The 19,487-nt window shown below is 46.1% G+C and carries 18 protein-coding genes; 6 read left to right on the top strand and 12 right to left on the bottom strand.

Translation table 11 applies throughout. From position 1 onward, the window contains the following. The first annotated feature begins 10 nt into the window (after positions 1-10). Complete coding sequence (locus QUA74_RS02590; RefSeq protein ID WP_333324660.1) at positions 11-1,360, top strand: 16S rRNA (cytosine(967)-C(5))-methyltransferase; 1,350 nt, start codon at positions 11-13, stop codon at positions 1,358-1,360. Between the two features lie 23 nt (positions 1,361-1,383). On the opposite strand, the gene QUA74_RS02585 is transcribed toward QUA74_RS02590, so the two are convergent. From QUA74_RS02585 to QUA74_RS02555, 7 genes are all read right to left on the bottom strand, one after another. Further along, the gene (locus QUA74_RS02585) at positions 1,384-3,951 is read right to left on the bottom strand and encodes a penicillin-binding protein 1A (RefSeq protein WP_333324785.1); all 2,568 of its coding nucleotides are present in this window, start codon (positions 3,949-3,951) and stop codon (positions 1,384-1,386) included. A gap of 239 nt (positions 3,952-4,190) precedes the next feature. Continuing rightward, positions 4,191-5,201 carry a chlorophyll synthase ChlG gene (chlG, locus tag QUA74_RS02580; protein WP_333324658.1) on the bottom strand — a complete coding sequence of 337 codons (1,011 nt, stop codon included), beginning with the start codon at positions 5,199-5,201 and terminating at the stop codon, positions 4,191-4,193. Positions 5,202-5,494: 293 nt separating this feature from the next. Then, on the bottom strand, positions 5,495-5,977 hold the full coding sequence (locus QUA74_RS02575) for a DUF29 domain-containing protein (protein ID WP_333324656.1): 483 nt from the start codon (positions 5,975-5,977) through the stop codon (positions 5,495-5,497). Positions 5,978-6,003: 26 nt separating this feature from the next. Continuing rightward, on the bottom strand, positions 6,004-6,708 hold the full coding sequence (locus QUA74_RS02570) for a helix-hairpin-helix domain-containing protein (protein WP_333324654.1): 705 nt from the start codon (positions 6,706-6,708) through the stop codon (positions 6,004-6,006). A gap of 193 nt (positions 6,709-6,901) precedes the next feature. Further along, positions 6,902-7,249, bottom strand: coding sequence for an NINE protein (locus tag QUA74_RS02565; protein WP_333240887.1), 348 nt, complete (start codon positions 7,247-7,249; stop codon positions 6,902-6,904). Between the two features lie 94 nt (positions 7,250-7,343). Continuing rightward, positions 7,344-7,556 (bottom strand): hypothetical protein, encoded by a 213-nt coding sequence (locus QUA74_RS02560; RefSeq protein ID WP_333085335.1) that lies wholly within the window; start codon positions 7,554-7,556, stop codon positions 7,344-7,346. Positions 7,557-7,909: 353 nt separating this feature from the next. Further along, positions 7,910-9,502, bottom strand: a complete 1,593-nt coding sequence (locus QUA74_RS02555; protein WP_333324652.1) for a type II CAAX endopeptidase family protein — start codon at positions 9,500-9,502, stop codon at positions 7,910-7,912. A 322-nt stretch (positions 9,503-9,824) separates the two neighbouring features. Between QUA74_RS02555 and QUA74_RS02550 the strand changes: the two genes are divergently transcribed. The 3 genes from QUA74_RS02550 to QUA74_RS02540 all read left to right on the top strand — a co-directional run bounded on the left by QUA74_RS02550 (position 9,825) and on the right by QUA74_RS02540 (position 13,568). Continuing rightward, on the top strand, positions 9,825-11,186 hold the full coding sequence (locus tag QUA74_RS02550; RefSeq protein WP_333324650.1) for a histidine phosphatase family protein: 1,362 nt from the start codon (positions 9,825-9,827) through the stop codon (positions 11,184-11,186). A gap of 217 nt (positions 11,187-11,403) precedes the next feature. Next, a complete protein-coding gene (locus tag QUA74_RS02545) occupies positions 11,404-12,720 on the top strand; it encodes a dihydroorotase (protein WP_333324648.1) in 1,317 nt (438 codons plus the stop codon). A 92-nt stretch (positions 12,721-12,812) separates the two neighbouring features. Continuing rightward, on the top strand, positions 12,813-13,568 hold the full coding sequence (locus tag QUA74_RS02540) for a 4'-phosphopantetheinyl transferase superfamily protein (RefSeq protein ID WP_333324646.1): 756 nt from the start codon (positions 12,813-12,815) through the stop codon (positions 13,566-13,568). A 174-nt stretch (positions 13,569-13,742) separates the two neighbouring features. Here QUA74_RS02540 and QUA74_RS02535 read toward each other — a convergent pair whose 3' ends face one another. After that, a complete protein-coding gene (locus QUA74_RS02535; protein WP_333324644.1) occupies positions 13,743-14,483 on the bottom strand; it encodes a response regulator transcription factor in 741 nt (246 codons plus the stop codon). 110 nt (positions 14,484-14,593) lie between these two features. Continuing rightward, the gene (locus tag QUA74_RS02530; protein WP_333324642.1) at positions 14,594-14,752 is read right to left on the bottom strand and encodes a hypothetical protein; all 159 of its coding nucleotides are present in this window, start codon (positions 14,750-14,752) and stop codon (positions 14,594-14,596) included. 263 nt (positions 14,753-15,015) lie between these two features. On the opposite strand from QUA74_RS02530, the gene QUA74_RS02525 reads away from it, so the two are divergent. Next, positions 15,016-15,762: a creatininase family protein gene (locus QUA74_RS02525; RefSeq protein WP_333324640.1), complete on the top strand. Its 747-nt coding sequence runs from the start codon at positions 15,016-15,018 to the stop codon at positions 15,760-15,762. 153 nt (positions 15,763-15,915) lie between these two features. Here the strand turns inward: QUA74_RS02525 and ndk are convergent, their stop codons facing one another. Beyond that, positions 15,916-16,365: a nucleoside-diphosphate kinase gene (gene ndk / locus QUA74_RS02520; RefSeq protein WP_333324638.1), complete on the bottom strand. Its 450-nt coding sequence runs from the start codon at positions 16,363-16,365 to the stop codon at positions 15,916-15,918. A 638-nt stretch (positions 16,366-17,003) separates the two neighbouring features. On the opposite strand from ndk, the gene QUA74_RS02515 reads away from it, so the two are divergent. Further along, positions 17,004-17,762, top strand: a complete 759-nt coding sequence (locus QUA74_RS02515) for a hypothetical protein (RefSeq protein ID WP_333324636.1) — start codon at positions 17,004-17,006, stop codon at positions 17,760-17,762. A 1-nt stretch (position 17,763) separates the two neighbouring features. On the opposite strand, the gene proB is transcribed toward QUA74_RS02515, so the two are convergent. Both proB and QUA74_RS02505 read right to left on the bottom strand, forming a co-directional pair. After that, positions 17,764-18,873, bottom strand: coding sequence for a glutamate 5-kinase (gene proB / locus QUA74_RS02510; protein ID WP_333324634.1), 1,110 nt, complete (start codon positions 18,871-18,873; stop codon positions 17,764-17,766). A gap of 10 nt (positions 18,874-18,883) precedes the next feature. Then, entirely contained in the window at positions 18,884-19,405 is a 522-nt protein-coding gene (locus QUA74_RS02505; protein WP_333324632.1) for a YqeG family HAD IIIA-type phosphatase, read from the bottom strand. Between the last annotated feature and the right edge of the window lie 82 nt (positions 19,406-19,487).

The following is a 19,487-nucleotide window of genomic DNA, read 5'->3' as shown; positions in this document are numbered from 1 at the left end:
GTAATATGTTATGCAAAATCCCCGCCAAATAGCTTTTCTCGCACTCCGCGAAGTCCACCGCCGCGGTGCATTCGCAGATGCCGCCCTTGATCGCGCTTTCAGCAATTCTCAACTCAACGACCTCGATCGGCGTTTAGTGACAGAATTAGTTTACGGTAGCGTCAGGAGAATGCGATCGATCGACTTCATCATCGACAAACTAGCCACAAAGAAATCCTCCCAACAACCGCCCGAACTCCGCACCATCTTACATTTAGGCTTATATCAACTCGAATATCTCAACCATATTCCCCCCTCCGCCGCCGTCAACACCACCGTTCAACTAGCAAAAGAAAACGGATTTTCAGGACTCAGCAGTTTTGTCAACGGTTTGTTGCGCCAATACATCCGTTTAACAGATAACAACTTAAACCCATTAACAGTTACGAATTATAAATCAACCGTCGAACGCCTAGGAATTCTGCACAGCTTCCCCGAATGGCTGGTAAAATTGTGGATCGAACAAATAGGCGAAACCGAAACCGAACAACTCTGTGAATGGTTCAACCAATCCCCCACAATTGACCTGAGAATTAATCCCTTAAAAAGCTCGATCGCCCAAATCGAAGCTGCCTTCAAATCCCAAAACATCTCAACTAGCAGAATCCCACACTTGCCACAAGCATTAAGACTAAATGGCAGCATCGGCGCAATTCAAAACCTCCCCGGATACAGCGAAGGTTGGTGGACAATCCAAGACAGCAGCGCTCAATTAGTCACCCATTTACTAGGGCCCCAGCCAGGGGAAACCATTATCGACGCCTGCGCCGCGCCGGGGGGAAAAACCACCCACAGCGCCGAATTAATGCAGGATGAAGGCACAATTTATGCGTGCGACAAAACCGCCAGCAGACTCAAAAAACTTAAAGAAAATGCAGACAGACTCAAGATGAAATCCATTAAAATTCATACCGGAGACAGCCGCCATTTCCCAGAGTTTGTTAACCTCGCAGACAGAGTTTTACTAGACGCACCTTGTTCTGGCCTCGGAACCCTCCACCGCCGCGCCGACGCCCGGTGGCATCACACGCCCGAAAACATTCAACAACAATCTCAACTGCAATCGGAATTGCTCGCAAATGCAGCGACTTTTGTCAAGCCCGGCGGCGTATTAGTTTATGCAACTTGCACAATTCATCCCTTGGAAAATGAAACAGTTATTCGATCGTTCTTAGACAGCAATCCTCACTGGCAAATCGAACCGCCAACAATTGATTTACCCGTACAGCCATCACCCGAAGGATGGGTGAAAGTCTGGCCGCACACACATCACATGGACGGATTTTTTATGGTGAGGCTAAAGCAATTGAAAAAAAACTAAAACCCTTACTCCAAACCGAGAGTTTAATATCCCGGTTCTTGATAAGCAGGTTCTTGATAAGCAGGTTCTTGATAAGCAGGCTCTTGATAAGCAGGTTCTTGATAAGCAGGTTCTTGCCACTCGCGATACCGGGGTTGAGGATTGGGATTGTAAGGTACGATCGCACCATCCTCATTCACAATCATCCCCCGAATAATCCTCTTAGGCTCCACCGGTTTGGGCTTAATACTGCCTTTGCGGCCCTCCAACTCCGGCAACTTCGGAAACTTCTCAACCGGCATTCCCTTAACAGCTTGACTCATAAAATCGCGCCAATTATACGCCGCCGTACCGCTAGTTCCCCAGGTGGGATAATTATCATCATTCCCTAGCCAAACCCCAGTCACAACCTGTGGAATGTAACCAATAAACCACAAATCCCTGACATTTTCCGAAGTACCAGTTTTGCCTGCTACAGCGCGATCGTTTAAAGCAGCAGGCCCCCCCGTACCGTCTTGGACAACGCCCTCCAACATCCAAGTAGTAATCGCAGCACTATCCTTATCCAAAACCCGCTTCGGTTTAAAATTAGCCTGATAAATCACATCTCCCCGCTGATTAATCACCCGCTTAATTCCGTGGGCTTCAATAAAATTCCCTTGCGCGGCTAAAGTACCGTAAGCATTGGTTAACTCCAGCAAATTCACCTCCGAAGAACCCAAAGCTAGGGAATAAATCGGACTCAATTTCGACTTAATTCCCATATCGTTGGCTACTTTGATCGCCGGTTCAAACCCCACATCCATCAACACCTTCACAGCTACGACATTCACCGAACGTGTCAAAGCATCCGAGATCGATCGCCAACCGCTAAATTTTTTGCCATAATTATTTGGTTGATAGCCGTCGATAATAATTGGTTCGTCTTCGTAACCGTCATATGGAGAAAAACCAGCCGCCATCGCCGCGGCATAAACCAACCCTTTAAACGTCGATCCGGGCTGCCGCAAAGCCTGCGTAGCACGGTTAAATTCACTTTCCTTAAAATTTCCACCTCCTACCAGCGCCTTAACTTCCCCAGTCTTAGTGTCCATAGAAACTAAAGCGGCCTGTTCAAAGCCCTGACTGCGGCCATCAACTTCGATCGCATTTTTAACAACCTGTTCCGCTATTTTCTGCCACTTCAAATCCACCGTCGTCTCGACAGTCAAACCGCCAGCTTCCAAAGCATCCTCAGAAACATAGCGTGGCAATTCCTTCCGAATGTAACTAGCAAAATAAGGTGCGACTACTTTAAATCGCTTCGGCGGACTTGGTTTAACGGCGATAGGTTCCGCCATCGCCGCCATCGCCTGAGCCTCTGTAATTACATTCGCTTGCTGCATTTGTTGCAGCACAAGATTGCGGCGTTTCTTAGCAATATCCGGATTAACCAAAGGCGAATATTCGCTCGGTGCCGGCGGCAAACCCGCCAAAGTTGCCATCTCTGCCAAAGTTAATTTATCGACTGTTTTGCTAAAGAAAACCAAAGCTGCATCTGCCACTCCGTAGGCATCCGAACCCAAATAAACCAGATTTAAATATCTTTCTAAAACTTGGTCTTTACTCAACTCACGCTCTATTTTCTGAGCTAAAAGAGCTTCCCGAACCTTCCGCTTAATACTTCTTTCCTGATTAAGAAAAACAACGCGAGCCAATTGTTGCGTAATTGTACTGCCGCCCTGCACTAAATCTCTCGCTATCAAATTAGAAACAATCGATCGCACAATACCTTGATAATCCACCCCGCGATGTTGGTAAAAACGGCGGTCTTCTATGGCAATAAAAGCTTTAACCAACAGTTCGGGAATTTCTTGAAGTTTCAGTTTATCTCTAGTTGCAGGCCCCGACTGCAACAAAATCGTATTATCGGCCGCCTTAATTGTCAGTGTCCCGTCGCGGTTAAAGGCGGACAAATCGTTAACATCTGGCAAACCTTTGTCTAAGGTGTACAAAATCCATAAACCGTAGATTAAAGCGCCCCCGCCTATACTTGCCACACCTAAACTTATCCAAAATCTAGGGCGGCGGGGGATACGTTTTTTAGTATTTTCCTGCGGTGCGCTATTTTCCTGTAGTGCCGTATTTATCTGCAGTTGGGTGTTCGGCGATGCGCTATTTTCCGGCAATTCGCTACTATCCGATTTTTGGGGTGATTTAGTTCCCAGCAAACTTAATCCCGGCCGCAACAATTCTTTTCCCTTGGTTTGCAAGCTGGTAACTTGAGGTTCAATTTCCAACCAAGCAATTAAGCGCTTCAACCCTTGCCAATTGCGATTGACTATTGGATATCGAGCGTATTCTGGCTCTAAATATTCTGACTCTAAATATTCTGACTCTAAATATTCTGACTCTTCTAGAGGCGCAGAATCTTCTGATACCACATACTCGGATCGCTCATCCCTTGTCCGTGTATAAAATTCCGCCTCGGATTCCGGCGAGTTGAGCTTATTGCCCTTCGCAGCCTTCGGCGGTTCTCGATCGGAATTACCGCTTATTGCGTTAGTGACTTTGCTCAATGTATCTTTGATATTTGAGAAAAATTCTGCCACGTTCAGACCTTCAAACCTCATCAAGTCCGATTAAAAATTAAAAATTAAAAAAGCTAGCTTTCTTAAATTCTTAATTTTTAATTCAACATTTTTTCTTGAATAACACGCTGCCTTGAATTAGGTTTTTTGAATTAAAAACTTTTTAATTCACCACTCAAAATTCAAAACTTTTCTTAACGTTGCAGAGCTTGGTATTTTTTTGAGAAGTGAATTAGATTTTTTGAATTCAAAATTTTTTAACTCAAACCTCAAAACTCTGCTTAAGTCGCATGACCCAGTGCCAAGGCTGCTACCAGCATACCCAAAACCAGGAAAGGCTGAGCACTTGCCTGATATTTAACATCATTTTCCAGGGGATTACGCAAAAAGTACATATCCTGAAAAGTAATTTGGGGAATTATCAGCAGCAGCAGAATGACAGCGTAAAGGTTTTGGTGGATGCTGATCAGGTAGCCTGCAATCCCAGCTTGAAAGATGTCGATCATCAACACGCAAATCCAAGCTGCAGTGCTGATGCCAAACATCACTGGCAAAGATTTTAACCCTAATTGCCGATCGCCCTCAACACTTTTGAAATCATTAACGATCGCAATCCCCAGCCCTGCCAAACTGTAAAACAGGGTCAAAATCATAATCGTGGGATCTAGTGTACCAAACAAAGCTTGACCAGCCCACCAAGGCAGGGCAATGTAGCTAGCACCCAAGGCATAATTTCCCAACCAGCCATTCTGCTTGAGTTTCAGCGGGGGCGCAGAGTAGATATAAGCTAGAAACGCGCCGCCGAGAGTCAAAACAGTCATTATCGGGAATTCATGGCCCGCCCACAAGTCTAGAGCATAAGCCACCCCAATGCCAGCGGCTAATAATACCAAAATTTGCGTTACTACTTGGGGAATCGAGATAATCCCGGAGGGAATTGGACGGTAGGGCTCGTTAATGGCGTCGATGTCTCGATCATAAAAATCGTTCAAAGTTTGAGTGTAGCCGGTCAGCAACGGCCCTGACATCAACATACAAGCTGCTGCGATCGAGAAATTCTCTAGATTCCAAACATAGTTTCCAGAAGAGGCCGCCCCGCACACCACGCCCCAAATCAGGGGAATCCAGGTAATCGGTTTCATCAGTTGCAAGCGAATCTTCCAGATGGAAGTTTCCCCGCTAGCGGCCCCTTTCATGCCCAACAGTTGCCGAGTTTTGGAACTGCGGTTTTCGGTAGCAGCACTTTCCGGTGCGGCTTCTGGGGAGATTGGGGATGGAGGAGAGTCAGACATAAGTGTGATGTTAGTGGTACTGCTACTATTGTGTCGTTTTCCGTTTCAATAATAATTCTGATAGAATACCACTGATATTTAAGGCAGAGTCTTGAAAACTTACCCCGGCTTGGAGTTGATGCTAAGGAAAAGTAGGAGTTTCACAATATATTGAAATATCATTTTTTTGTGTAAATGTCAAGAGGATAAATACTTTTTTTATAATTTCGCTGAGCCCGCCTTCTGGGGGAGATTTTTGCCAGCCGGTGCATTGAATGTCAATTACCAGGAGGCGATCGAGTTTTTTTGCCATGCTACCCTTGAATCATCTCATCAGGCATAAAATCGGGCAGAAAGTCAGAATCTAGAACCTCGGCCGCAGTGTACATACATAATTTCGGAAACGTTTCTAAAGACAATCCAGTTTCAGCACTTGCTTGTTCTGCTGCATCCGCATAACATTCAACTAAGACCTCTTCAAGATAGGGTTTGAGACTGGGGGAATCTTTCAGAGATTTGCGAATGCGTCTGCGATGTTCCAGAATGCTGCCTTTCCAACTACCGCTTCTTTGATCCGGTTGAAATTGCCACTTGAGCAAGTGCAGGAGAATTACCACCAGATTACTTTCTAAACTCCGGCGTTCACTTCGCCCCATGTCTTCTATTTCTGCAATCAGATTTTCCCAGTCCATGTTTGAATAGTCACGAACCCGCAACTTTTCCACAGTGGTTTCAATCCATCTCAGGTAATCTGTATCATACAATTTTTGTCGGTCAAAGTCTAATTGTGTTGTCATAAGTTGTTTGTGCTAACAACGGCCAATTAACAAATATGGCGGTATGAATCGAAAGGCAGTCCCGTCCGCCGCTTGACTTCGACAACTGATTTGTAAGCGCCTTTTCTCTGCCTTTCTCTAACTATTTTTTCGGCAACAACCCGATCTAAACCGTTTTCTATCAACTCTTCCGGCGAAAGAATATTTAACCGTTTCCAAGTAAACTGCAATTCTTTTTGATAATTGTAGCTAAAACAAATCATCGGGGCGATGCGTCTGACGTGACTTTCGGGAACTCCGGCTATTTCTGATAACTCTTCGGCGTGGGTAAAAATGTAGCCCTCATTTTGCAAAGATTCAATATCGTTGGCGTAGACGATCGGCAAACCCAAGATTCTGACCATATCGTCTTTGGTACACTCATTAATATCTATTTTGCCGCGCACGTTTGCCAGTTCTTCGGCATTTGTCGCAGTTGCAGGAACCAGTAAGCCTCTAGGTGCGGTTTTGATGAGATAGCGCTTTTTCAAACTAAAAGCAGTAACAATTTGAGCGACCCAAACGATCGTACCCAAATTAGTTGAAGAAGATACCGCTAGTGCTGCTAAAGTAATGGCAACACCCCATCCCATCCAACTGCGAATATTTGACTTTTGACCTGCATAGGCGATCGCCAATCCGCCGAAGTAGGGAATAAAAGCATACCACACCCAGTTGGGAGTTTGACGCAGCCAGTATAAATCTTGAGACACTTTAATTTTATCCTTAAATAATAGTTGTGATCTCACACTTACTTATTTCACTCCCACTTTTTTAAGAGAGTGGGCTTTCTTCTTCCTTCTTCCTGACATCCGTTACATCCGTTACATAATCCGTTGCCGAACTTCCTTCTTCCTGACATCCGTTACATCCGTTACATAATCCGTTGCCGAACTTCCTTCTTAATTACAATTCTCGCAGCAATTTTTGGCGTTTTTCTTCATATTCTTCCGCCGTAATTGCGCCCATATCGTAAAGTTTTTTCAATTCGCCGATCGCCCCTGTTACATCTTTTGCTGCTCTGAGGGCATACCCAGACGGCAACGTGCCGCCATTGTACTGAACCTGAAAAGCTTGTTCCGACATCAGCAGCAGGCCGATAAAATCGAAAAATGCGATCACTGACGGAATTAATGTCCAAGAAAATAGCAAGTATAATACCCCTGCTAAGTTATTGCCCAAATAAAATTTGTGAACTCCGAAACCTCCTACAAAGAAAGCTAACACAACTGCTACGGTTTTATCTTTTACCATTTTTACTTTCCCCAGTTTTTTATTTTTACTTCTGCGATCTACTTTTAATGCGCGACCTTAAAGGATCGACCTAAGTAATCTTACTAATTTTTACTCATTTATTTGGGTTTTTGCGAAACTTAGACATCGCAAAATACAGCAGAACTATACCGACTTGAGCCTGTAGAATCACCAAGTAGCCTCTCAAGAAATAATTGAGTTCGCTGCCTGAATTGAGAGAAAATATTAAAATGCCCAAGGCTGCGTAGGGTGCGAAACGCATCCAACTCGGCGTTCCCTCTAACTTGCGGCTGTTCAAATTGCTCATTGGGTTTAAGCCTCATCCTAAATTAAAATTTAGCTATAAATTAGCCGGATTGTCAACTTCCGCTTGGTACGATCGCCCGGGTAAGTCTCTCAATCATCAGCCGACAAGATATTACTTCCATGTTAAACCCTGTTTTTCCGCTAAAGTAAGGAACCGGGGCGGGTCGATCTGGATCGGTGGCTGATATTACAGATTAGGGTGAACCCGCCCCTAATGAAATTCCAGTTATTTTACCGGACTAGATATCAGGGGCGCACCGAGCAGCCTACTGCTATTTATGGCAAGAGTCGATCGCCCTGACGATCGCTGTCAAAAAAAACCGATTAATTCACAATTATTAACAACCGTCCGAATTAACTCGCGCCGCCGCCCAAAAGAAACAGACTCAGGAGAGTACCGCTGTTCCAAAGACTGTGGAGAAGCATAGGAGCGAGGAGATTGCGCGATCGCGTGTACACAAACCCCAAAACCGCACCCAAAGTCGCCAAAGGCAGAATCTCAGAGACACTCAAGTGAGCCACGGCAAACAAGAAAGCAGAAGCGGCGATCGCCCCCCAAACAGGCAAATAGCGAGTCAAAGAAGGCAGCAGAAAGCCCCGAAACACGATTTCCTCAAAAACCGGAGCGGCGATCGCAGCAGTGCCGAAAAACACCGCCAAAGCCACGTTATCCCTACCTTCGAGAACGATCGGCAAAATCGGATTACTGCCGCCTTGTCCCTGCCAAAATTGCTGATTGATCAGCGACACTAAAACGACCAAAGGCAAAGCAACAAAATAGCCGCCAAAACCCCACAAAAACCAACTTCCCCGCCAATTAATCCGAAACCAACCTTCCGGCAAAGGCAAAAAAGACTTGACCGAAAAATACAGTACCGAAAGCCCCCCAGCCGAAAGCAACACATAAGTAGCAAAGATATAAAAAGCCTTGTCGCGCGGGTCAAAAGTAGCAGGATTGAGTTTTAAAACAGCCAGAGAAACTGGCAGCAACAAATAGGGAATCAAGATTTGCCCGACAAAGAAAAAGCCGACCACAAGCACCTGCCAAACAATCTCACCGTCCCAAGGCACATCCCAAGTCAAGCTCGCATTTCGCGCCAACACCGGGCCGGAACCTGCTGTATCTAACTGCTTCCGCTGCAACAACCACTGCACGGTCAAACCAACCAGCAAAACCGTACCAATACAAAGTGATATCGCCGGAACGCCAACAATAAGTGCCAACTTTTCTACAGCTTGCTCAGCCGTTACTTGCTCTGCTGCTTGGAGGGCCACCAGCTCTTTAGAACGTTCTTGCAGCTTGTAAAGTTGAGCTAGAGCGCGATAGCGAAACCAGCCATCCAAAGACTTTTGAATGCGCGGCTCGGCATCCGGCAGCAGTTGAGCCGGATTGCTCCAAATTCCCGTTAAAACTTGAGCAGTTACCACCGAAGAATCGTCATCTATTTGAGTTTTGTAGCGCTCAACTAAATTTTTCCAAGTTTGAAGCGCCGCCTCAGTTTTGCCACTGCTTGCTTGCAAAATTCCCAAGCGCAACTCAAGTTCGTTTAGCAGCACTGACTGTTGATCGATAGACTCTGACAAAGCCTTGTTTTGAGCCAAATTCAGAGTATTGTCAGGCGACTTGGAGGCGATGGCAGACTGAATTCCTTTAAATTGTGATTGAGTTGTTTCGAGAGTTTTGCGAGTCGAGTCTCGCGCTGCTTGATATTGCGTCAAAGCCGTATTTAAAGGATCTGCACCGACAATATTGTTGCGCGCCGAACTTAAATTAGCACTCTGATTATTGTCTCCTTGCCACTCCGAGGCGTGCAGCAGCAAATTTGTTTGGTAGAGTTCCAGCCGGCTTTGAATTTGCGGCTGATTCCAACTAGCAAGTAAAGATAAACCGACCAGGGCGATCGCGATCGCCGTTAAAATACCTAAAATCACCCGCTTCAGTGTCATTCCTGCTTTTCCGTCCCGCGCGAATCCGTGGCTAAATCTTTTCCGTCTTTAATCATAGGTCGTTGAAGACGAGAGTATCCCGACAACTGGTAAAATTTCACTGGCTCATCTTTTTGACTCTCCTCAACAAGACTTACGCCACAAATCCTCGCTCCGCCATGTATACGTAAGGTTCACACCTTAGCCCAACGGTGCTTATGGCGCACCCTACAGGAGTAGTGCGGCATAAGCACCCGCGATGTATGAGGTAATATCCGCACGGCGCAACCGCAGCGGGGTAGCAGGCTAAATCTAAAATCTAAAATCTAAAATCTAAAATCGAATGACTCGCATTATCTTAGTCCGTCACGGCAAAAGCACCTACAATCAAGAACGCCGCATCCAAGGCCGCCTCGATAAATCAATTTTGACAGAAGCAGGCCGCAACACCGCCCTGCAAGTAGGCGACACACTCAGCAGTATCGCCTTTGATGCCGCCTATACCAGTCCCCTGCAACGAGCCAAAGAAACAGCGGAAATCATCCTGTCGCGCTTGACAAATCCGCCACAACTCCACCCAACTGATAATTTGATGGAAATCGATTTGCCTCTGTGGGAAGGAATGCTGCGCCAAGATGCGATCGACAAATTCCCCGAAGCATATCAGCAGTGGCAAAGACAGCCAGACAAATTTTCCATGAAACTGCCATCTGCTGACGGAGAAATCGAACACTTTCCCGTATTGGCAATTTTTGCTAACGCCCGTCATTTTTGGCAAGAACTTTTATCGCGCCACCAAGACGGCACAATTCTAGTAATAGGTCACAACGGAATCAACCGCGCTCTCATCGCCACCGCGTCGGAAATTACCCCGGATTACTATCAATCAATTCAACAGTCAAATTGCGGAATTAGCGTCATTAATTTTGGAACTTCCCCTGTTACTAACAACGAACTCGGAGAACAAAAAAAGAAACTTGCAGTTCAATTAGAATCGGTCAATTTAACTTCCCATACCGGGGAAATTTTTCCCAAACCAAGGGACGGACACCAAGGGCCGCGCTTGTTGCTGGTGCGTCACGGGGAAACCGACTGGAATAAAGCCGGTAAATTTCAAGGGCAAATTGACGTACCTCTTAACGATAACGGCCGCGAACAATCCAGGCGAGCGGCAGAATTTCTCAAGGATGTAAAATTAGATTTTGCGATCAGCAGTTCCATGCTGCGCCCGAAAGAAACGGCGGAAATTATTCTCCAATATCACGGCGGTTTACAACTGGAACTCCGCGACGAGTTGAGAGAAATCAGCCACGGGCTTTGGGAAGGAAAGTTTGAATCAGAAATAGAACAATCCTATCCGGGTTTGTTACAGGAATGGAAAACATCTCCTGAAACAGTGCAAATGCCCGAAGGAGAGAATTTGCAGCACGTTTGGACTCGGGCGATCGCATCTTGGCGAGAAATTGTACATTCTGTTTCTGGTACTGGGATTGTGGTTGCTCACGATGCCATTAACAAAGCTATTCTCTGCCACCTATTCGGTTTAGAACCAGAACATTTCTGGAAATTCAAACAAGGAAACGGAGCCGTTAGCGTGATTGATTATCCCCACGGCCCCGATGGTTTGCCAGTATTACAAGCGATGAATGTGACAACTCATTTGAGCGGCGGCGTTTTTGACAAAACAGCCGCAGGAGCACTGTAATTAGTAAAGTGCTGGGGGCGAACCCGTAGCGGAAGGAATGCCCACCGCTACGCTTCGCCCGCCTGAAAAATGTTTGAATTTTGATAACAACCGCGCCCGACGCTTAGGAAGTTCTTAATTCCTGAAACTAATGCGGTGGATTGCTTCTTCCTTCTTCCTGACATCCGTTACATCCGTTACATAATCCGTTGCCGAACTTCCTTCTTCCTTCTGCTATATGAGCCGCGAACTGCTACAAAATGTACGAGTGCTAGATCCAGTTTCAGGGAGCGATCGCATCGCTGATATTCTAATTACCGAAGGTAAGATCGAAGCCGTTGACAAAAAAATTACCGAGTTTCCCGCTGACACGGAAGTGCGAGATTGCCAGGGACTAATTTTGGGGGCAGGGTTAACTGATATCTACAGCCACAGCGGAGAACCGGGTTTTGAGGATCGAGAAACCCTGGAATCCTTGATGCACGCTGCGGCGGCTGGCGGTTTTACGCGGCTGGCGATTTTGCCGGATACGTCGCCGCCTGTTGACAATTTGGCCGGTTTAGCTTTGTTGCAGCAACATATCCGCAATTTGTCGCCCGGGCTGCCCCGCTTGTATTTTTGGGGAGCGCTGACAGCGGGCGTTAAAGGGCAGCAGATGGCCGAGTTGGGCGAGCTGGCCTCCTGTGCAGTGGTGGGTTTTGCGGACGGTTTGCCGCTGTCTAATCCGGCTCTGGTGAGGCGTTTGCTGGAGTATATTCAGCCTTTGGGCAAGTCGGTGGCTTTGTGGCCGTGCGATCGAACTTTGGCAGGAAATGGCGCGGTGAGAGAGGGTGCGGTGTCGGTGCGCTTGGGTTTGCCGGGAATTCCCGCGAGTGCGGAAACTTCGGCTTTGGCGGCCATCCTGGAGTTGGTGGCATCTGCGGGCACAGGAGTGCACATTATGCGCGTTTCTACAGCGCGCAGCGTGGAATTGATTCGAGATGCGAAGGCGCGGGGTTTGCCGGTGACTGCGAGTGTGACTTGGATGCACTTGCTGTTGAATGTCGGGGCAATTTCAGGAAACTCGAAAAATTCCGGCGGCGGGAAAAATGCTCTGACTGCTTCGTTAGCCTACGATCCGAATTTACGCCTAGAACCACCGTTGGGTAATCTCAGCGACCAATTAGCGCTGATTCAAGCTGTGAAAGATGGCGTAATTGATGCGATCGCGATCGATCACAACCCGCATACTTATGAGGAGAAAACTGTGGCTTTTGCTGATAGTCCGCCTGGGGCGATCGGCTTGGAATTAGCTTTGCCTTTACTGTGGCACGGACTGGTAGAAACTGGTGAGTTTTCGGCTTTAGAACTGTGGCGAGTGTTGAGCGCAGGCCCTGCCGTTTGTATCGGGCAAACCCCCGCCACGGTTGCACCGGGAGTCTCTGCTGAGCTGATTTTATTCGACCCGGAAATGAGTTGGACTGTTGACGGGCAAAGTCTGAAGTCGCGATCGGCAAATACGCCTTGGTTGGGACAGCAATTAGCAGGAAAAGTTGTACAAACCTGGATTAATTGACCCTTGCGATTGAAATTCATGTGTTGTAGAACAGGCATCTTGCCTGTTTCTGGGAATGCTGGATGAGGTGACTCAGAAAAGAAGATAAATACATGATTGCTGCTTTTGATTCGTGGAATTCTCCACCCCAAGACTTGACATTGAATCTCGGCGAAATTCATGTTTGGCGAGTCTCTCTGGCTCAAACAGAATATTGCTTGCAGAGCTTACAAAAGACTCTCTCTAACGACGAGCTGACAAAAGCCGAGGGTTTTCGATTTCCAAAAGGTCGATCGCAATTTATTGTGAGTCGTGGCGCGCTGAGAGCGATTCTGAGTCGCTATCTCAACATAAATTCTCACATTTTGCGCTTTGACTACAATCCCTACGGCAAACCTTCTCTCATCGCAGCCCAAGGTGGAAATACCCTCCGTTTCAATTTGTCTCACTCAGGGAACATGGCTCTAATTGCTATTACCAAAAGTAGAGATATTGGTGTTGATATTGAAGCCATAAATACCAACTTTCCTTGCCTGGAAATTGCTGAAAAGTTTTTTTCACCCTTAGAACACTCTGTGTTGCTTTCGCTCCCAGAACATCTTCAACCCAGAGCTTTTTTTACCTGCTGGACTCGCAAAGAAGCCTATATCAAAGCAGTCGGTAAAGGACTTTCTATTCCTCTGAATCAGTTTGATGTCAGCCTCGCACCAGGAGAACCGGCAGCGCTGTTAAATGTTGAAGAAAACCCCGAAGAAGGATCGAGATGGTCTTTAATGGAATTAATTCCGAGTTCAGATATGGTGGCGGCTGTTGCGGTTGCAGGAGATTGCTCAAAAGTTTATTGTTGGCAGTGGACAGGGGAGTTTTGAGTTATACCCCTCGCCAAGGGTAAAAGATAACGGCAACGGTCACTACAATAGGTCTACGGGTTGAGCCTTCAAGCTCTTGCATTGCGAACTCTACATAGACAAATAAGGACACAAGAATGTTGTGTCCCTACGTTTATTCGACGGCAACTTGCAACCCTACAACTGATTAAAAAATTAACCAAATCGATAGCCGAACCCACGTACCGTAATGATATATTCCGGTTGGCCCGGATCTATTTCCAACTTTTCCCGCAGCCAGCGGATGTGCACGTCAACTGTTTTGCTGTCTCCGATAAAATCTTGACCCCAAATTTTTTCCAGCAACTGATCACGAGACCAAACTCGCCGGGGATAACTCATAAATAGTTCTAGTAAGCGAAACTGTTTAGGAGAAAATTTCACTTCCAGACCGCGAACCAACACACGGCACTCTTCAGGATACAGAGTTATGCTCTTATATTGCAGCATCATCGGTTGTCGCAACTGACCGAGGCGCTGGCGCCGCATCAGCGCCCGACAGCGAGCGATAAACTCCCGCATTCCAAAAGGTTTGGTCAGATAATCATCCGATCCGGCTTCTAGATAAAAAGCGCAATTGTTGGCACTTCCTCTAGCACCGATAATCAAAATAGGGACGGGATTTCCTTGATGCCGTAACATTCGACACAGATCCAAACCGTTAATTGAATCCATAATTAACAGGTTAAAGGCAAATTCACCGTGGTATGACGAAGAAGCCTGTACAGAAGGCAGAGCGTTGCGCCCGTCGCTAGTAACCACCACCTCATAGCCCTGTTCTTTAAGGGCTAAAGCTAGCATTTCCCGCAACAGATCTTCACCTTCCAATAACAAGATACGGCCGGCTTGTCCAACAGCCAACCTAGAAGGACTTTCGCTTAATTCAGCAGAAGACATAAATATCAGTGGGAGTGATGTTTGTATGTGGCTAGCGCGAGGTACCTTCTTCAGTAGCTGAGGCACTCTCGCGCTGCGATCGCTTGTACGATCGCCATTTGATTGATCGCTTAGAATCTTTCGCCAGTCCACCCCACAGACACGCGCTCGACCTTTGCTACTTGCTCGTGTAAGGAATACAGCCGTAGAGCAGTTGCCGGAACCGCGCTGTCTGCCTGCGTCCAGGACTCAGAAGTCTGGTCATTTTTCGGGGTCGGTGTTAATTTCATAAAACATTGCCCGCTGTTAATTGACCACGTAACACCCAATCTAGAGGGATATGGTTGTTATACTACTCTTAAAAGGTTATTAAAAGGTAAAGTTTTGATTATCAAGTGGTTAAATTATTAACGTTAAGTAATATAACGGTAAAGGTGTGATCGCACTGTAGAGCTTTTTTAAGAATACAATAATAAGTTTGCCGAAATTCCTTTTTCTTCCCGTGCCCGCTACGATCGACGATAGCAAGTAAAAATTCTGTAGACTGCCTATCATGTTGCTGCATTTGAGTACCTGGCCCGAGGTAGAAGCTTATCTCGAAAGCTCCCGAGGCATAATTATCCCGATCGGCTCCACCGAACAGCACGGGCCCACCGGCTTGATCGGGACTGACGCCATTGCTGCGAGTGCGATCGCCCGCGGTGTCGGCGAAGCTGCCAATGCCTTAATCGGCCCGACAATTAATGTAGGGATGGCTTTGCACCACACCAGCTTTCCCGGCACAATCAGCCTCCGACCGCAGACGCTGATACTCGTAATCAGAGATTATATCACATCTTTGGCAAAAGCTGGATTTGAGAAATATTTCTTCATCAACGGTCACGGCGGCAACATTGCCACCATGAAAGCAGCATTTTCCGAGACTTACGCGCATTTGTCTGACTTAAATTTACCGAATGCCGATCGAATCCAGTGTCAAATCGGCAACTGGTTCATGTGCGGTTCAGTGTACAAACTAGCAAAAGAATTATACGGAAACCAAGAAGGTTCCCACGCCACCCCCAGCGAAATCGCCTTAACCCAGTACCTTTATCCAGAAGCAATCAAGCAAGCTCCGCTTTCGGAAGAAGTCGCTTCCGGGCACAAAATTTACGGTGCTACTGACTTCCGCCGCCGATTTCCCGACGGGAGAATGGGTTCAAATCCCGGCTTAGCAACCCCTGAACACGGTCAGCAGTTTTACGAATTAGCAGTCAAAGAATTGACTAATAATTATTTGGAGTTTTTAAGTTCTGATTAACATTTTTTCTTCTCGTTACTAGCAATAGCTTGGTAAGGAGTAAAAATGTCAAACTCTTCTATATTTTACAGTTATGAGTGAGTCCGCGATAGGAGAGTTCATCTGTTTGAGAAATGCTATATCTCCCGATTAACCATCGGGAGAATATCAAAACTATTCCACAATCCAAGGAGTTAAACAAGGTGTCCAAGCACTCAATTCTTCTTCCTTGAACCAAAGGCTAATTTCCGCATGGGCAGTTTCCACAGCATCAGAACCATGAATAATATTGCGACCCACATTCACCGCCAAATCGCCGCGAATTGTCCCCGGTTCTGAATTCAGAGGATTTGTTGCGCCAATCATTTTCCTCGCCGAGGCCACAACGCCGTCGCCTTCCCACACCATCGCCACCATCGGCCCGGAAGTGATGAAGTCTACCAGTCCCGCAAAAAAGGGTCTTTCTTTATGTACGCCATAATGCTGTTCGGCAAGTTCGCGACTCGCCGTGATTAGCTTCATGCCAACTAGCTTAAAGCCTTTGGCTTCAAAACGACCGATAATTTCGCCGACGAGTCCGCGCTGTACGCCATCGGGCTTAATCGCTAAAAAAGTCCGTTCCAAGATTAACTCCTATAATTGGGTGAACTGATCCAAAAGATAGAGTAACTCAGAACGCACCTAAAGGCAATTCTGGGAATGGGAAATTGTCATTTTGAGACTTATGGCCGAAGGAAGAAGGAAGAAGGAATAAGAAGAGGGAAGAGGAAAGAGGGAAGAAGCAATAAAAGCAAGGGTTAAAGAAACCCGGTTTCTACGAGAAATCTGGGTTTAGCAGCGAGGAATCTGCGAAGAAACCGGGTTTCTAGACCCCTATGTGTCTAGGAGTGATTTGCATGGCTCCCCTGGATTTTGTAAAAAGCATTTTTTAGGAGTGCGAGCAGGATGCTCACTTGCCTAGATAAGCTAATCAGCCTTTAAATTAGCTGTAAATAAATAATCCAACTCTTGTAGGGTGGCTTTGAGCAATGCCCGAAATATGCAATGTAAATGTAGAACAGTTTATCTCTAGCGAGCAAGATGCTCAAACTTCTGGCACAATATGATACAAGTCACAATTTCCTGTGACTGCCAACACTCTTACCTATGATGTTAAATACAAATATGTATGATAATAAACACAATTATTTATGGTCGAAAATATAGATAATTAACAGATGTATGAAGATTATCTTGACAGTAACCATTCAGGCGAAAAAAGTATGAAAGGCATTGTAGCATTCATTGAACCTAAAAAGCAAGAATTTGCCAAATTGCCATTGTTTGACTTTCTAGCCAATAAACACATTCACGCGAATCAACGACTAATTTTTGCACCTGTACTCGCTCCTTTAGCTGTGGGATTGAGTGATTTAAATAAATATGTACTGCGAGAATCTTCTAGTAATAACAAAGTTCAAGAACTAATTAATAAATATACTTATAAAAAAAACTATTACTGGCACGACTATCTAGAATACCTAGAGGAACTGGGCTTAAACCAATTAATGAGTTACGGGGACTTCAGACTGCTTTGGGGTGAAGAAACTAAAAAAACTCGATCGCTATGTTCAGTGCTGGAACGCTACGCTTGGAAAGCTTCTCCCATTCAGAAACTGGTGTTAGTGGAAGTCCTCGAAGGAACTGCCCAAGTGTTTTTTGAAGCGGCGCTAGCAGTGGTAATGGAATTACAGCAAATTAACCAAAAAGAATCTGTTGATTTTGGAGGAGGTTATGGGGGTTTAGAAAATTATCACCTTTTAAACACGCCAGAGATGTTGCAAGTTTTAGCAGAGATCAAACTTACTAATGCGGAATGCCAAGCAGCTTTAGAGTTAGCACAAAATGTATTTGAACTGTTTACAGAAGCGATGAACGAACTGTTCCGACACAGCCAAACAAATTCTTGCAAGACTGTGCTGCAAGTATCCTCAATTTCTGCCTTCGCTCATTGCCCGATCGACTGTCTCGATATTTGTTAGTTTAAACAATCACTAAATTATCTCGGTGAACCGCCGTTTCTACGCCTGCATAGCCTAAAATCTCAGCAATTTTCTCTGACTTGCAGCCCTGGATTTGTCTCAATTCTAAACTGCTATAATTCACAAGTCCTCTAGCAATTTGCTTGCCGGCTGCATCGCACAACTGCACGGAATCATCAGCTTGAAATTCTCCTTCTACTTGAGCAATACCCGCAGCTAAAAGCGATTTTCCGCCGTGGGAAATTGCTTTGACAGCACCCGCATCTAAATATAGTTTTCCTGCCGGAATTAGCACGTTAGCTATCCAGTGTTTGCGAGCGTTTACAGGGCGCGGTTGAGGCTCAAATTGAGTACCGATCGACTCTCCGTTAAGTATTTTCTCGATATTACCAGGAAAGCAGCCGTCAGTGATGACTGTACGTACTCCCGATGCAGTTGCTATTCTCGCCGCTTCAATTTTTGTCACCATTCCGCCGGTTCCCCAACCGCTGCGGGAATCTCCTGTTTGCACCTGAAATTCTGTGAGCTGTGCCATACTTTGGACTAAGGCGATCGGCTGCGCGTCGGGATTGCTGCGCGGATCGGCGGAATACAGCCGATCGACATCTGTGAGCACAAACAACCAATCTGCTTCTACCAAACTCGCTACTAGCGCCGAAAGCGTGTCGTTATCGCCAAATTTGAGCTCGTCTACCGCCACAGTATCGTTTTCATTGACGATCGGAATCACGCCCAATCTGAGCAGTTGCTGAAAAGTATTGTAAGCGTTAACATAACCGTTACGCTGCACTAAATCGCCCCTGGTGAGCAATACTTGAGCGATCGGCTGTTGTAGAGTAGTAAACAAGTCATCGTACACCCGCATCAGCCGCCCTTGGCCCACGGCCGCCACAGCCTGTTTCAGAGCGATATTTCGCGGGCGTTCCGTCAAGCCCAAGCGCGCGCAGCCCACCCCAACCGCACCCGAAGAAACCAAAACTACTCGATGGCCTTGCTGCCGCAAATCAGCTAAAATTTCGACTAATGCAGCAATAGTTGAAAGAGCTAAGTTTCCGGTAGTCGATCGAGTCAGAGTCGAAGTTCCAATTTTAACAACAATAGTTTTACTCATTTAAATCTTTCTACTTTCTGCTATCAAGAGAAGCCCCCAAAACTTGAGAAACCCAAACTTCAAAAGAGCGCACCGGATACTTGCGAAGCGCATACCCAGCATCAACCATTGGTTCCACTAAAATAGTGAACATACCCAAACGATTGCCAGCTAAAACATCAGTAAAAAGTCGATCGCCCACCATCGCCACCTGTTCCACCGGCAAATTCATCGCCGTCACTGCTGTTCGCAACTTGCGGCGCGACGGTTTAGCAGCACCCGTGATGTAAGGTAGATTCAAAGAATCAGCAATTCGACCGATCCGATTTTGACTTAAATTATTGCTTGCCAACCATAGCGATACCACGGGTTTAATTTCTTGCACCCACAAGCTGAGTTCAGGAGAAGCATTCATTGCCGTAATGGGAACAAGAGTTTCGTCCACATCCAACACTAATCCTTTTATCTGATATTTCTGCAGAATATCAGCCGTTAACTTCATGACAGAATCGCCTAGAACTAAGTCAGGCTGTAGTAATTTACCCCAAGTCATAATGATTTTAGATTTTAGATTTTAGATTTTAGATTGAGAAATAAGAAATTGGGAGTTAAAGATTGAAAAAGTAAAAAATCAA

This window comes from Microcoleus sp. LAD1_D3, assembly GCF_036702135.1.
GTDB lineage: Bacteria > Cyanobacteriota > Cyanobacteriia > Cyanobacteriales > Microcoleaceae > Microcoleus.
This window is presented reverse-complemented; position numbering and strand designations above follow the sequence as displayed.